Raw genomic sequence first — 15,103 nt, 5'->3', positions numbered from 1 at the left:
AGATAGGTTCAGCTCATTGCTCACAGGGGCATTTCCATACAGGGCACACCAGATGGCTCTCACCTATCCATCCTCTCTGTAGATGTGCAGACTGTTGTACTTCTCCTGATCGTTGCATTCATTATTTATAATAGAGAATCAGCCAACACTTACTGACCGTTTGTAATTACTTGCTCTGCACGTGCAATCACCTTGTCGCGTCCAAGCAGATACAACGTCTCCGCCAGATCGCGACCATGCGCTTGACCAGTTGCTCCTACGCGGACCGGCATGAACAATGCCTTGCCTTTGTGACCCGTTTCCTTTTGCACGTCTTTGAGTACCGCTTTAATAACATCCACATTATATGCATCCTGGGCAGAAAGGTGTTTCACAAAGGAAGCAAGTACTTCCGGCAATTGTGGTTCTTTCAGCACCAAAGTTGCTTCTTCATCGTACACCACTTCGTCGAGGAAGAAAAGAGCTGCCAACGGAACGATTTGTGCACAGTAGGACATTTGCTCTTGGTACAGGCCTACGATACTGCGAACCCATTCGCGCTTCTCAGCAGACAAATTCTCTTCGATGAAGCCAGCTTTTTGCAGATGCGGGATACACATGTCTGTAATCATATCCAGCGGTTGACGCTTCAAATAGAAGTTGTTCATCCAGTTCATCTTCGTTGCATCAAACACAGCTGGCGACTTGTTCACGCGGTCCATTGAGAACAGCTTGATCAGATCTTCCATTAAGAAAATCTCTTCTTCGCCACCTGGAGACCATCCCAGAAGAACAAGGAAGTTCACGATTGCTTCTGGCAAGAAGCCGAGGTCACGGTATTGTTCAATGAACTGAAGAATGCTCTCGTCGCGCTTGGACATCTTTTTGCCATCTTGGTTGAGGATCAGTGCCAAGTGAGCAAAGTCAGGCGCTTCCCAGCCAAACGCTTCATAAATCATCAATTGACGAGGCGAGTTGGACAGATGCTCTTCTCCACGAATGACGTGGCTAATTTTCATCAAATAGTCATCCACTACAACAGCGAAGTTGTATGTAGGAATTCCATCCGGACGGCAAATAACGAAATCGCCCATCTCGTTGGAGTCGAATGTTACCTGGCCACGAATCAGGTCGTTCACGACATACTCGCGATTATCCTGAACGAGGAAGTGAATGGATGGCACTCGCCCTTCTGCTTCGTACTGAGCACGCTGCTCGTCCGTTACATGGCGGTGCTTTTCCAGAATGCGTGGTGTTTCTCCACGCGCAAGCTGTTCTTCACGTTCTGCATCCAGCTCTTCTTTTGTCGCGTAGCAGTAGTACGCTTTGCCTTCTGCCAGCAGTTGATCGATATATTTCCGATAAATGTCCAGGCGTTCTGTTTGACGGTACGGTCCATATGGTCCACCAACGTCTGTACCTTCTTCCCAAGTTACGCCGAGCCATTTCAGGTTTTTCATTTGTTCTTCGTCCGCATTTTCCTTATTGCGTGTTTGGTCCGTATCTTCAATCCGAACGATGAACGAACCACCGTGATGTTTAGCAAAAAGATAATTGAAGAGCGCTGTTCGCGCACCGCCGATGTGTAAATGCCCCGTAGGACTCGGCGCATAACGAGTGCGAATTTCTTTCGCCATTGGTAGCACCATCCTTATGAATGTAAAAGGCTATAACCTTGACCTAAGTAAAAACGTATCTAAGGCTTTATGTTACACCTTGCCCCTCTACTTGACAAGCAAGCATACTGCCTGTGCAGCGATTCCTTCTCCTCTGCCTGTAAAACCGAGTTTCTCCGATGTCGTCGCCTTCACATTCACTTGCGAGAGATCGTCTGCTTCCAGCACGCGTGCAATGACTTCACACATTTGCGGGATGTACGGCGCCATTTTCGGCGCTTGGGCAATGATCGTTGCATCCACGTTTCCTAAGCGGTAGCCGCGCTCCCGAACCAACTTCCATACATGCTCCAGCAGCTTTACGCTATCCGCATCCTTGAAAGCCGGGTCTGTATCTGGGAAATGACGGCCAATATCCCCTTCACCAATCGCTCCAAGAATCGCGTCACTAATCGCATGGAGGAGAACATCTGCGTCAGAATGCCCTAGCAAGCCTTTTTCATACGGAATGGTGACGCCTCCGATAATGCATGGACGCCCCTCTACTAATTGATGCACGTCAAAACCTTGTCCAATACGCATGAGCTACTCTCCCTTTCGTTTCCGCAATATCTCTTCACCAAACCACAGATCGTCTGGCGTAGTAATCTTAATGTTCTCATAGCTTCCGTGGAGAATCGATACCGGATGACCCAGCCACTCAACCAACATCGCATCATCCGTACCCAGCTTCCCCGCTGCCTCCGCTGCCTGATGTGCCTCTCGCAATAAAGACATACGAAAAGCTTGTGGGGTTTGAACCGCCCACAAGCTTTCCCGTGCCGGGGTTGACTCTACAAGTCCTTTTGCCCCCACCACTTTAATCGTATCTTTGACAGGTACTGCCATGATCGTTGCCTGATCTTGTTGCACCTGTTTGATCATGTCACTGATCTGTTTGCGAGTGACGAAAGGACGAGCTGCATCGTGAACCAGTACGTAATCGCATTTTGCGGATAGTGATGCCAAGCCATTTCTCACACTGTCTTGTCGCTCTGCTCCACCCAGAGTAACCACAGCCGTCAGTTTTTCAGCCGAGATCAAGGTCATTACTTCTGCGTGGTCTGCTTCACTCACCACTAGCACGACTTCATCAATGTCGGGATGAGTAGCAAAAAGACGTACCGTATGAGCCAAGATCGGCTCGCCTGCAAGCGGTAACCACAACTTGTTGCGTTGTCCACCCATTCGTTTACCCGAACCGGCTGCAACGATCACGACACCCGTACTCACTGATTCATCCCTCTCCTGTTGTCTTTTCTATAACGCTCGTTCCAGCAACTTTGGTTTGGCGAAGATCATACGTCCTGCTGAAGTTTGCAGCACACTCGTTACGAGAACATCGACGTCATTTCCGATGTACTCTCGTCCGCCCTCTACAACAATCATCGTGCCATCGTCCAGATAAGCGACACCCTGACCGTGCTCTTTCCCATCCTTGATGACCTGAACATTCATCTCTTCTCCAGGTAGAACTACTGGCTTGACTGCATTCGCCAAATCATTGATGTTCAAGACTGCAACACCTTGCAGCTCACATACCTTGTTCAGGTTAAAGTCGTTTGTTACGACCTTTCCGCTAATGAGCTTTGCGAGCTTGATCAGCTTGCTATCCACCTCGGATACTTCTTCAAAATCGCCTTCCCAAATCTGGACCTTTACCTTCATTTCTTTTTGAATCTTGTTCAAAATATCCAGACCACGACGACCGCGGTTTCTCTTCAGTACATCGGAGGAATCGGCGATATGCTGCAGCTCCTCTAGCACAAATCCCGGAATGACCAGTACCCCTTCCAGAAAGCCGGTACGGCAAATATCTGCAATGCGTCCGTCAATGATGACACTGGTATCGAGAATTTTATTTTCCAAGGTAGTGGCAGATGTTCCACTTTCCTTTTTCTTATCCTTACGTCCAATCGAAAATACCGACATAATCTCGTCCCGCTTGCGAAACCCTACCTGGAAGCCCAAATAACCGAGCAACCCGGAAACAATTAACGGCAAAAGATCTCCTACAAATGGAATCGGAATTTTACTGATGGGCAGGAATAATAAGAATGCAACAATAAGACCACTAATCAACCCCATCGCTCCGAACATCACATCGACAACCGGCATTTTGACGAGTGTCTCTTCACCCCATCGAACGATGCGCAGAACATAATCCACAACCCAATTCGCTAAAAAGAAAAACAAGATGGCACCCAGTATAGCTCCAATATATTGCGATCCGGCTACTACACCAAAGTTTAACAGTGGATCAAGCAACGAGAACAATTCGTCACCAAATCGATACCCCAATCCGCCACCAATCAAAACAAAAATGAATTTTCCTACTCGGCGTAACATGCCTTCACCTCCTTTTACTAATATAGACAGAAGCCTAAGAGTAAAACCCTATTTTTTTCCAAATCATTATAATGCTTCATTTTACTTTCCCTCACTATAGCAAAAAAGATTTTGCCATGTCAAATAGCCAAAAATTTTAACATAGTTGTCATTTTCTCGTCAACCCGGGAACACTCGTTTCCTTCGATGATAAATTGACAGAGAGCTGGCTCCCTTCTTATAATGTCAGTATCGTAATGAGAGAAAATTATGACGATACCAACAGCCTAAAGCAGAGGTGAACCCAGATGGACAATCGAAACATAGACGACTTTCAAACGCAAGTATCCGAGCTTTTGATCAGACATCGTAGCGTACTGGACGTCATGTCCAAAGTTCAGGAAACGGCATCCCGCATTAACCGTTCACTGACAAAAGCCATCACCGAATGCGGCTGTGTCGAAGTGGTTGCCAAAAAACAGACATATGATTCGAACAAGAATCTGGAGGACAACAAGTCCCATTTGGACACCCACTTTAACGGTCCGCTGTGCGAGCATTGTCGCGATGTAGTTACTGCTGAGCTTGGCAAAAACCTCTTTTACCTCACTGCCTTGTGCAATATTACTGACATTAAGCTAGAAGATGTGCTTCAGAAAGAATCCAACCGACTGAATACTTTGGGTGTCTTCAATCTGTCTTAAAAGTCCGCTACTCGTATTACGAATGAACCCTAAAAAAAGTTGCATACAAAAAAGAAAAACCCGCACATTGAAGTGTGGGTTTTTTTATGCCGTAACTATTCGAACGGAACGGATTCTTCCTCTTTGTTTTTACGCTTGCGTAATTTTTTGACAAGAAAGTCAACGTTTTTTTTTATTCCGTACAGTGCATAAAAAGCAAGTGGCAGGAAGACGATTTTTGGAAATTGCTGCGGATACTTAATCGCTACAACAACCACAATCGCGATGATAATGGGTGTGATCCAGTAAGCAGACTTTGGAATCCCCACTTTTTTAAAGTTAGGATACTTGACCTTTGATACCATCAAAAAGGCAAGCAGCAACATACTTACGGCAAGCAATACCGGAGTGAAAACTTGGTGATAGAGTGCGAGCGTAGCCAGTACGCCCCCCGCTGCCGTAATCGGCAAACCGATGAAATACCCCGGAACCCCGGCCTGTACGTTAAAACGCGCCAAACGCAGCGCACCACAGATCGGAAAAATGGCTGTAATGAGAATCCCAAGCAAATCAAAGTGTTGCAAGACGACAACATACATGATGAACGCTGGCGCAATCCCAAATGTAATGACGTCAGAAAGGGAATCCAATTCCTTCCCGAACTCACTTTGGGCATTCAGCATACGAGCTACACGTCCATCCAGCCCGTCTGCCAGCATACCAATGATCACTGTGATCGCTGCATATTCGACGTATTGATCGCCTCGAAACGCAAGAATAATTGCTAAAACTCCCAGAAACAAATTGCTTACGGTTAGTATGTTCGGTAACGATTTCACGAACATAGACTACCTCCTGATTTCTTTTGCGTAAGGAGCAGGTTATCCTGTCGACCTTGTTTTTATCCAAGTCCCCTAGGCAAATGTTGAATACAAATAATGCCTTTATCCTATTCTACTTTAAATGTGTCTGTCAATGAACACTTGTTCTTGAATTCGTTTCAGCCCCTCTTTAATGGCTCTCGCTCGGACCTCGCCAATGCCTTCTACTTCGTCTAATTCCTGGATCGTTGCCATCATAATTCGCGGCAGATGATGAAAATGCTCTACCAGATTTGAGATGATCGTAACGGGCAGCCGCCGGATCTTGTACAGGATCCGATATCCTCTAGGGGAAACGGATTCATCCAGCATACTGGCATTGGAGGAATATCCCAGCGTTCGCAAAAAGGAAGTGAGCTCCAGCATTTCCTCCGAGTTCAATTTTTTCATATCCCGAAGCACGAGATCAGGTGAATAGGATGGATCTCGGGAATAATCCCGAATAAGCATATGGGCCTCTTCCTCAATGTTTGAGACCAGTTCCTCCAACTGCATACTGACGAGCCTTCCTTCTACCCCTAGCTCACATATGTATTTGGAGACCTCTGTCTTAATACGTAATACCATCTCAATCCGTTGCAAAACCGAGGCAACTTCATGTAACGTAACGAGCTCCTCGAATTCTAACGCACCGAGATTCGTCAGTGTTTGATCAAGCACGGCCTTGTATTTCTCAAGGGTAGATACAGCTTGATTCGCCTTGGCCAAAATGACGCTGATTTCGCTTAAGACATACCGGAAATTCCCCTGATACAGCGTGATCACATTGCGGCGCTGAGAGATAGCAATGACCAGATGATTGGTTTGAATGGCTGTCCGTTGCGCTGTACGATGCCGTGTCCCCGTCTCGCTCGTGGGGATTGAGGAGGGTGGGAAGATTTGCGTATTCGCGTACAGGATGCGTTTTGCGTCTTCACTTACTATAATCGCCCCATCCATCTTCGCTAATTCATACAAATGGGCAGGAGAAAAATCACAATTGATGGAAAAACCGCCATCGACAATCGACTTCATCTCTGGACCGCACCCAATGACGATCAAGCCCCCGGTTTTGGCCCGTAAAACATTTTCCAACCCTTCACGAAGCTGTGTGCCGGGTGCCACGAGACGAAGCACATCACCGAATTGCGGAGCTCTTTTGATGTTCCCCTGCATGCCCACTCCTACCTCCTTATCACCTCATTCAACGCATCGGCAATATTGCTTACACCAATTACTTGAATATCAGCTGGCGCATCCAGACCACGGATGTTTTTCTCCGGGATGATGACACGCTTAAACCCTAACTTATGTGCTTCTCGTACTCGTTGCTCGATACGGGAGACACCGCGCACCTCTCCAGTCAAACCAATCTCTCCGATAACGACATCATGCGGATTGGTAGCGTGGTCACGGAAACTGCTTGCAATGCTTACGGCAATCGCCAAATCAACCGCTGGCTCATCCAATCTGACCCCACCTGCTACGTTTACATAAGCATCCTGATTTTGCAGCATCATGCCCATGCGCTTTTCTAACACTGCCATGATCATCGCCACACGCTGATGATCGACCCCTGTTGCCGTTCTCCGAGGGGTTACAAAGCTGGTCGGGGCAACGAGAGCTTGCAGCTCAACCAAGACGGGACGTGTGCCCTCCATACTGGCTACGACTGTCGAACCCGCAACACCAAATGGACGCTCTGCCAAAAATATCTCAGATGGATTCGCCACTTCCTCCAAACCGCGATCCTTCATCTCGAAAATACCGATTTCATTTGTCGAACCAAAACGGTTTTTGACGGCGCGCAAAATTCGAAACGTATTGTGGCGCTCTCCTTCAAAATAAAGAACAGCATCTACCATGTGCTCAAGCATACGCGGACCGGCGATAGATCCTTCCTTGGTAACGTGACCGACAATGAAGGTACCAATTCCTTTCCCTTTTGCAATCCGCATCAATTGGGCAGTCGCCTCCCGCACTTGTGCGACACTTCCAGCAGCCGATTGGATCGTCGGGTGAAACACGGTCTGGATCGAGTCAATAATCAGCACATCTGGGTCTACTTGATTAATATGCTGTTCGATCAAATCCAAATCATTTTCTGCCAATACAAACATCGGCGGCGTTTGCAAATGGAGTCGATCCGCGCGAATTTTGATTTGCTTTGCCGACTCCTCTCCAGATACATAGAGAACCTTCGCCCCTTGATGAGCCAAGGCAAAAGATGTCTGCAAAAGCAATGTCGATTTCCCAATTCCGGGGTCTCCCCCAACCAAAATGAGTGAACCCGGAACAAGTCCTCCACCAAGTACACGATTCAATTCTCCGATTGTCGTATCCATGCGTGGCTCTTCTTCACTGGCTACCTGGGTCAATGGAATCGCAGATTGGCGCTGGCCGCCGCTCATCCCTTCGTGACGATGTGCATTTTTTACCGTCACTTCCTCCACCAAGGTGTTCCAGCTACTGCAGCCTGGGCATTTTCCCATCCATTTTGGTGATTCATAGCCACATTCTTGACACGCGTATTTCGTTTTATACTTTGACATAATCGCACCCTCACTTGGATTTCTTTCTCTACTTTTATCATAATTACGCACCCAAAAAAAGAATACCTCCCAAATCAGGAGGCATTCTATTACATTTCAACCTAGCTTATGATTTCGTTTTTTCGAGGCGCTTGACAACCAGCTTGCCTTCTTCGGCTTCGATATTGACGGTATCGCCTTTACTGATCGTGCCCTTGAGCAATTCCTCGGACAAATTATCCTCGATGTGGCGCTGGATAGCACGACGCAGAGGACGTGCACCATAAGCCGGATCAAAGCCTTCTTTTGCCAATACTTTCTTAGCTTCTTCGGTCAGTTGGAAATCAATGTCTTGCTCTTTCAAACGTTTACGCAGCTCGTCTGTCATGAGAGATACGATTTGCTCGATGTGCTCTTGCTCCAAGGAGTGGAACACGATGACTTCGTCGATACGGTTCAAGAACTCAGGACGGAAGCTTTTCTTCAGCTCATCCATGACTTTGTCTTTCATATCCTGATACTTTCTTTCCGAATCGTTGGTTGTGAAGCCGAGCGTCGTATTTTTCTTGATCATGTTGGCTCCGACGTTGGAAGTCATAATGACAACCGTGTTGCGGAAATCGACGGTACGTCCCTTGGAGTCTGTCAGACGACCATCATCCAGTACTTGTAAGAGGATGTTAAATACGTCTGGGTGAGCCTTCTCGATTTCGTCCAGCAAAATGACGGAGTAAGGCTTGCGACGCACTTTTTCGGTCAGCTGACCGCCTTCGTCAAAGCCTACATAGCCAGGAGGGGCACCTACCAGTCGAGCGGTGGAATGCTTCTCCATATACTCGGACATATCTACACGAATCATTGCATCCTCGTCACCGAAAAGCGTCTCTGCCACGGCACGAGCCAATTCAGTTTTACCCACACCAGTAGGTCCTAGGAAGATAAACGAGCCGATTGGACGTTTTGGGTCTTTCAGACCAGCACGGGCACGGCGAATCGCACGTGAGATGGATTTGACTGCTTCATCTTGACCAATGACGCGATCGTGCAAAATCTCTTCCATCTTCAGCAAGCGCTCTGTCTCTTCTTCCTTCAGCTTCAACACAGGAATACCCGTCCAACTCGCTACTACTTGTGCGATATCTTCTGGCGTAACCTCCATGTTCAGCTGACCTTGGCGCTCTTTCCAGTCTTTTTTCGTTTTATCCAGTTCTTCACGCAGTTTTTGCTCCTGATCGCGAAGTGCTGCTGCTTCCTCGAACTCTTGTGATTGCACAGCAGCGTCTTTTTCCTTGCGCACCTCTTCCAGACGTCCCTCCAGCTCTTTGAGGTTTGGTGGAACCGTAAAGGATTGCAAGCGAACTTTGGATGCCGCCTCGTCGACCAAGTCAATGGCCTTGTCAGGCAGGAAGCGTTCCGTAATATAGCGGTCAGACAGTTTTACTGCCTGCTCGATTGCTTCATCGGTAATTTTGACACGATGGTGGGCTTCGTAACGATCACGAAGGCCATGCAGGATACGAATAGCATCCTCCGCTGTCGGTTCATCAACCTGAATCGGTTGGAAACGACGCTCCAGTGCCGCGTCTTTTTCGATGTACTTGCGATATTCATCCAGCGTTGTGGCACCTACGCACTGTAGCTCGCCACGTGCCAGAGCAGGCTTCAAAATGTTGGAGGCATCAATTGCGCCTTCTGCTCCACCTGCACCAATCAGGGTGTGCAGCTCATCAATAAACAGGATGATGTTTCCTGCTTGGCGAATTTCGTCCATGATTTTTTTCAGACGATCTTCGAACTCACCGCGATATTTGGTTCCCGCAACAACGGTTCCCATATCCAGTGTCATGACTCGTTTATCACGAAGGGTCTCCGGAATTTCGTTGTTCACGATTTTTTGGGCAAGTCCTTCTGCGATAGCTGTTTTCCCGACACCAGGCTCCCCAATCAAAACAGGGTTGTTCTTGGTGCGTCTGCTAAGTACTTGGATCACACGCTCGATTTCCTTTTGGCGACCGATGACAGGGTCCAGCCCGCCATCACGAGCGATTGCAGTCAGATCCCTTGCCAAGCCGTCCAGTGTCGGCGTATTCGCCGCTGGATTCCCTCCAGACGGTTGATGAGATGCCATCATTTCTGAGCTACCAAGAAGCTGAAGTACCTGTTGACGTGCCTTGTTCAGGCTAACGCCCAAATTGTTCATGATTCTCGCAGCAATGCCTTCTCCTTCACGGATCAAGCCAAGCAGAATATGTTCAGTCCCGACATAGGTATGACCCAGCTTGCGGGCTTCGTCCATCGAAAGTTCAATAACCTTTTTGGCGCGAGGTGTATAGTTTGGTGTGTAATTACTACCGGACTGCTCTGTTCCTCGCCCGATTAACGACTCCACTTCACTCTGGATTTTATCGAGGCCAAGCCCAAGTGATTGCAGTGCCTTTGCCGCAATCCCTTCGCCTTCTCGAATAAGTCCCAGTAGCACATGCTCTGTCCCAATATCTTTGTGTCCGAGACGAACCGCCTCTTCCAGGGCAAGCGCCAGTACTTTTTGTGCTCGTTCTGTAAAACGTCCAAACATCATATCGTACACCTCCGTATAACCGTGTTTTTTCTCTATATGGTTAACAATTGCGTGATACCATTACGATTACTCTTGTGATTCTACTACGCGCAGACGCTCTCGGATCAGCCTTGCCCTTCTTTCGTCGCGTTGGTCCGGAGTGAGCTTTTGTCCAGCGTGGTGCTGTAAGAACCCTGGCTGTGTCGTGACCAACAGTTCGTTTAGGACGAGCGGAGATACATTCGGAATGATGCCTAGATCAATTCCCAGACGTACATCGGACAGGCGTTGAGCCGCTTCCTTGGACTCTACCGTACGGGCGTACATCAAGATGCCATACGACCGAAAAATCCGATCCTCCAAAGAAACCCGTGTATGCTCCAGCAAATAAGTACGTGCCACACGCTCTTGCTCAATAATCTGTCTGGCTACGCCGTAGAGATTGGAAAGGATATCCGATTCAGACATCCCCAGTGTGACCTGATTGGATAACTGAAAAAGATTCCCTAGAGCTTCGCTGCCCTCTCCGTAAATTCCTCTAACGACTAGACCAACTTGATTAATTGCCTGTAAAATTCTGCTGATCTGCTGCGTCATCACCAGAGCTGGCAAGTGCAGCATCACAGATGCACGAATTCCCGTACCCACATTGGTTGGGCAGCTTGTAAGATATCCTCGAGTTTCGTCGAAAGCGTAGTTCAAGCTTTTCTCAAAAATGTCGTCTATCTTCGTACCTATTTCCCATGCCTCGTTCAAACGAAACCCGGGTAATAGTACCTGTATTCGAATGTGGTCTTCTTCATTAACCATAATGCTGACAGACTCATCATCACGAAGTAATACCGCACCTTTGCGAGATTCCTCTGCCAGGTGAGGGCTAATCAGATGCTTTTCTACGAGCACCCTTTTTTCTAACGGATTAATTTGGTCCATATGGATGACCTGAAGCTGATGCCTTTTGCGCATTGCCTCCGAATCGCTTACTTCCGTTACCTTTCTGACGACTTCCTCGCCCTGCGAGTCCGTTGCCAATAACGGAAAGGGGTGCTGGCGCAGGTTACGGGCGATACGCAGCCGTGTACTAATGACAATGTCGGAATCAGGACCTTCTCCTTTCATCCAATTGCTCCACGGGTTTTGCATAAACTGCTTTTGGGACATAACCAGCTAACCTCCCTTGCTACGATTGGGCCATTTTTTGTTCCAATGCTCGAATTCGATCGCGCATTTCTGCTGCCTTCTCGAACTCTTCACTGGCGACATGACTTTGCAGCGCTTGCTTTAGTTGCTCCAGCTCTTTACGGATCTTCAGTTTGCCACCGGTCCGCTCTGGTACTTTTCCACTATGCTGTGTGTTTCCATGAATTCGGCGGAAAAGGGGGTCCAGTCGATCACCCAAAAAGGTGTAGCAATCACTACAGCCAAATCGGCCGCTTTTACTAAATTGAGAATATGTGAGTCCACATGTTTCGCATTGAAGCGGCTTATTCGTTGCCGTTTCGCGTCCATTCTTTTGCATGGGATCAAATTTTAAAAGTCCTGACAGGAGATTGTTGATGCTGAAGTTGTGAAAGCCGGTAAAGACGTCCCCTTTTTCATGAGCACATTGCTCGCAAATATGGTATTCGGTTTTTTCGCCATTGACGATTTTCGTCAAATGAAGTGTCGCCGGTCGTTTTCCGCATTCCTCACAGTTCATAACATCATACCTCCTCTTACTTCAACAAGATTGCTGCGATCATCTGCTTTAAAATATTTGCCCGCAAACGATCCCGCAATTCAGCTTCTAGCGTCAATACGTTTCGCGAGGTAGCGATTTTCATCAAGGTGGCTTCTCTGATGTTGACTAATCCTTCCTCAAATAGTCTTTCTACGATCGCATTTCCCACGCTCTGACTGATGCTCTCACCAATTAGTTCTTCTGTTAGCAATTGCTGCAAGCGTGCTTTGCTGACAATCTGCACCTTGCGTATGCGAATATACCCGCCGCCCCCGCGCTTACTCTCTACAATGTATCCTTTTTGAACGGTAAAGCGCGTATTGATGACGTAGTTGATCTGAGACGGCACACATTGAAAATGGTCGGCAAGCTCACTACGCTGAATCTCGATCGATCCATTGGGACTGTTTGTAATGATGCCTTTTAAGTGATGTTCAATGATGTCCGAGATGTTACGCAAGTCATCGCCTCCTATTCCTCTGTGTATGTTCTTATGAGGTTACCTATTGACTTTGACTATCTTTGACGTTAATTATAATGGGTTTAATGCGTGCCCGCAAGTGTCCCTTACACATTCTAGTGTGGGCAAAAGAGGGTCGCTTGAAACTTGGACATGATCAACAAAAAAACCACTCCCTGAGGAATGGTTTATGTTTGTTCTTGTGTATTGGTGTCGATTGCTGGCAAATGATTCAGTAGCTGAGAGAAGCTGGTGATGATGACATCTGCCCCATCAAGCTCGCCTGGTTTCGCAAAACCAAAGTCGCATCCAATGGTAAATAAACCGTTTGTCTTGCCTGCTTCCACGTCGGAGTGACGATCTCCTACCATGATGGCCTGCCCGATTTTGTAATCAGACAACAATTTTGCAACTAGGTCATTTTTGGAATGCGTGCGGAAACGGCCAGCTGAGTACAGATCGGTCATCAGCGGCTTTAACTCGTATTCCTGACAAATGGCATCGATGTACTCTTCCTGCCCATTGCTTGCTACAAACAAAGCAAATCCTTTCTCACGCAGCGTTTCCAAGGTTGATTTTACATCCGGATATAGCTCGGTCACTCTTTCTTTGAGTAACTGGATTTCATTGTCTAGCAAGAAGGCGTCGGCTGAGCGAATGGCTTCCTCACTCGCGCCCGGCAGTAATTTGTCCCAGATTTGCTCGATCGTCATTCCCAGTACATTGATCAGTTCACGTTCGTCGGGGGTTTCCCCTTGCCATAGCCCTTTTTGACGAAGCTGGTCAAACGTTCGAATAAATGCGGGGGTCGACAGCTTTTCTGTTTGTAGTAACGTGCCATCCATATCAAATAATATGGCGAATGGTACAGTCATGGGTTCCTCCATTTTGTCTGGCTAGGCAGCTATTCTACTTCTCCTGGCAACATATTCATATCATCCATGATGAACTCGGTAATTCGTTGTGCAGCATCTGGCTTTGAGATTTTCTGTCCCATTCTACGCATATAATCCACCTTGGACGGGCTATGCAATAGTTCATCGATAAAGTAAATCAATTGCTCTGACAGATTCGCATGTACCGCACATCCATTATTGAGCAAAAAGTGGCTGTTCCTCTCTTCCTGTCCAGGCAGAGGATTGTAAACAATCATGGGTACCCGTTTACTCATTACTTCAGCTGATGTAAGTCCGCCTGATTTGGTGACAATTAAATCAGCTGTCTCCAAGTATTCGTGGAAGTTATTGATGAATTTTAGTGGAACGACTTCATGTCGATACGTACGATTTATCACTTTATTGTACAGCTTGTCGTTTGTCCCTGTTAACACAAAGGTTTTCAGAGGAATGTTAATCTCTTCTAGCCCATCTAATACCTTTTCCATCGAGCCAAGACCCAATCCACCCCCTGAAAGAATAATGCTCTTTTGTCCAGGAGCGAGGCCCAGCTTTTCCCGAATCAGTTCGGGTTCCAATGGCAAACTGAATTTTTTCATGATGGGAATGCCCATCGGAATGAATTTTTGATGGTCCTGTCGATAAACGTCTAACAGGTAATACAGTTGTTCATGGCCGATAAAGTAATAATTGATATGGTGATTAATCCATGAAGGATGGATGGTATAGTCAGTAATGATCGTATAGATTGGTTCCTTCCAATCATTTCTTCCTTTCAGTACGGAAAGCATACAGCTTGCAAACGGATGCGTAGCAATAAAGGCATCAGGCTGTACACTGTTGATCAGCTTTTTCAGTTTGTTTGCCAATAATTTATTCATCAGCACATTCATATCGAAGAAACGGGTTTTTTCTGTATTATGGTAAATTCTTCCCCACATCTTAGGTGACAGCCTTAACAGATTCATATAGCTTTCCAGCAAAATCTTGTGAAAGGTGGGGCTAATATATTCCAACGTATCGATGATCATTGATGTGCAACCATTCTCAGCCAAGCTTTCTTGCATGGCTCGCGCTGCCTGGTTGTGTCCGTTACCGATGGAAGCGGAAAAGATTAGAATTTTTTTCATGAACGATTCTCCTTCATAACCTCGCCTACTCCAACGCCTGGATCAGGTACCTTCTCATGTTAGTCTACCCCAAGACCCGTCTGCAAGAGGGAACTTGTCGGTCATTCGGCCTAACTTATCGACAAAATAATCGCGAGTTTGTCTTTTTGCTATAAAAACGAAAAACCTCCTTACCCATTCTGGGGTAAAGAGGTTGGTTTCATTCCCTGAAAACTGAATACGCATGATTGCTAAGTGTGTGGATAAGTCCTCGACCGATTAGTATTCGTCAGCTCCACGCGTTACCGCGCTTCCACACCGAACC

Annotated in this window: 14 protein-coding genes and 1 other annotated feature (1 of these 15 cut by a window edge); of the genes, 1 reads left to right on the top strand and 13 read right to left on the bottom strand. The window is 47.1% G+C overall.

Annotation, left to right across the window (positions count from 1 at the left end; translation table 11 throughout):
• Positions 1-122, bottom strand: a binding site (T-box leader) (it extends 141 nt beyond the left edge of the window).
• 27 nt (positions 123-149) lie between these two features.
• The 4 genes from gltX to ACFVS2_RS32365 all read right to left on the bottom strand — a co-directional run bounded on the left by gltX (position 150) and on the right by ACFVS2_RS32365 (position 3,983).
• The gene (gene gltX / locus ACFVS2_RS32380) at positions 150-1,616 is read right to left on the bottom strand and encodes a glutamate--tRNA ligase (RefSeq protein WP_390240621.1); all 1,467 of its coding nucleotides are present in this window, start codon (positions 1,614-1,616) and stop codon (positions 150-152) included.
• An 87-nt stretch (positions 1,617-1,703) separates the two neighbouring features.
• Entirely contained in the window at positions 1,704-2,177 is a 474-nt protein-coding gene (gene ispF / locus ACFVS2_RS32375; protein ID WP_048035642.1) for a 2-C-methyl-D-erythritol 2,4-cyclodiphosphate synthase, read from the bottom strand.
• Between the two features lie 3 nt (positions 2,178-2,180).
• A complete protein-coding gene (gene ispD, locus ACFVS2_RS32370) occupies positions 2,181-2,867 on the bottom strand; it encodes a 2-C-methyl-D-erythritol 4-phosphate cytidylyltransferase (RefSeq protein ID WP_390240618.1) in 687 nt (228 codons plus the stop codon).
• Between the two features lie 27 nt (positions 2,868-2,894).
• On the bottom strand, positions 2,895-3,983 hold the full coding sequence (locus ACFVS2_RS32365; protein WP_390240616.1) for a PIN/TRAM domain-containing protein: 1,089 nt from the start codon (positions 3,981-3,983) through the stop codon (positions 2,895-2,897).
• A 287-nt stretch (positions 3,984-4,270) separates the two neighbouring features.
• Between ACFVS2_RS32365 and ACFVS2_RS32360 the strand changes: the two genes are divergently transcribed.
• The gene (locus tag ACFVS2_RS32360) at positions 4,271-4,666 is read left to right on the top strand and encodes a nucleoside triphosphate pyrophosphohydrolase family protein (RefSeq protein WP_007716195.1); all 396 of its coding nucleotides are present in this window, start codon (positions 4,271-4,273) and stop codon (positions 4,664-4,666) included.
• A gap of 95 nt (positions 4,667-4,761) precedes the next feature.
• Here the strand turns inward: ACFVS2_RS32360 and pssA are convergent, their stop codons facing one another.
• The 9 genes from pssA to ACFVS2_RS32315 form a co-directional block, all read right to left on the bottom strand.
• On the bottom strand, positions 4,762-5,490 hold the full coding sequence (gene pssA / locus ACFVS2_RS32355) for a CDP-diacylglycerol--serine O-phosphatidyltransferase (RefSeq protein ID WP_017247027.1): 729 nt from the start codon (positions 5,488-5,490) through the stop codon (positions 4,762-4,764).
• Positions 5,491-5,604: 114 nt separating this feature from the next.
• Positions 5,605-6,681 carry a DNA integrity scanning diadenylate cyclase DisA gene (gene disA, locus ACFVS2_RS32350; protein ID WP_048036021.1) on the bottom strand — a complete coding sequence of 359 codons (1,077 nt, stop codon included), beginning with the start codon at positions 6,679-6,681 and terminating at the stop codon, positions 5,605-5,607.
• An 8-nt stretch (positions 6,682-6,689) separates the two neighbouring features.
• Positions 6,690-8,057 carry a DNA repair protein RadA gene (gene radA / locus ACFVS2_RS32345; RefSeq protein ID WP_173621058.1) on the bottom strand — a complete coding sequence of 456 codons (1,368 nt, stop codon included), beginning with the start codon at positions 8,055-8,057 and terminating at the stop codon, positions 6,690-6,692.
• A gap of 106 nt (positions 8,058-8,163) precedes the next feature.
• Positions 8,164-10,614, bottom strand: coding sequence for an ATP-dependent Clp protease ATP-binding subunit (locus ACFVS2_RS32340; protein WP_007716185.1), 2,451 nt, complete (start codon positions 10,612-10,614; stop codon positions 8,164-8,166).
• 66 nt (positions 10,615-10,680) lie between these two features.
• Positions 10,681-11,754 carry a protein-arginine kinase McsB gene (mcsB, locus tag ACFVS2_RS32335; protein ID WP_390240613.1) on the bottom strand — a complete coding sequence of 358 codons (1,074 nt, stop codon included), beginning with the start codon at positions 11,752-11,754 and terminating at the stop codon, positions 10,681-10,683.
• Positions 11,755-11,773: 19 nt separating this feature from the next.
• Complete coding sequence (gene mcsA / locus ACFVS2_RS32330) at positions 11,774-12,292, bottom strand: protein-arginine kinase activator protein McsA (protein ID WP_007716182.1); 519 nt, start codon at positions 12,290-12,292, stop codon at positions 11,774-11,776.
• 16 nt (positions 12,293-12,308) lie between these two features.
• Positions 12,309-12,773, bottom strand: coding sequence for a CtsR family transcriptional regulator (locus tag ACFVS2_RS32325; protein WP_173621057.1), 465 nt, complete (start codon positions 12,771-12,773; stop codon positions 12,309-12,311).
• Positions 12,774-12,961: 188 nt separating this feature from the next.
• A complete protein-coding gene (locus tag ACFVS2_RS32320; RefSeq protein ID WP_390240611.1) occupies positions 12,962-13,648 on the bottom strand; it encodes an HAD hydrolase-like protein in 687 nt (228 codons plus the stop codon).
• A gap of 29 nt (positions 13,649-13,677) precedes the next feature.
• Complete coding sequence (locus ACFVS2_RS32315; RefSeq protein ID WP_173621055.1) at positions 13,678-14,799, bottom strand: MGDG synthase family glycosyltransferase; 1,122 nt, start codon at positions 14,797-14,799, stop codon at positions 13,678-13,680.
• Positions 14,800-15,103 lie beyond the last annotated feature (304 nt).

It is taken from the genome of Brevibacillus sp. NPDC058079 (assembly GCF_042885155.1).
GTDB lineage: Bacteria > Bacillota > Bacilli > Brevibacillales > Brevibacillaceae > Brevibacillus.
This window is presented reverse-complemented; position numbering and strand designations above follow the sequence as displayed.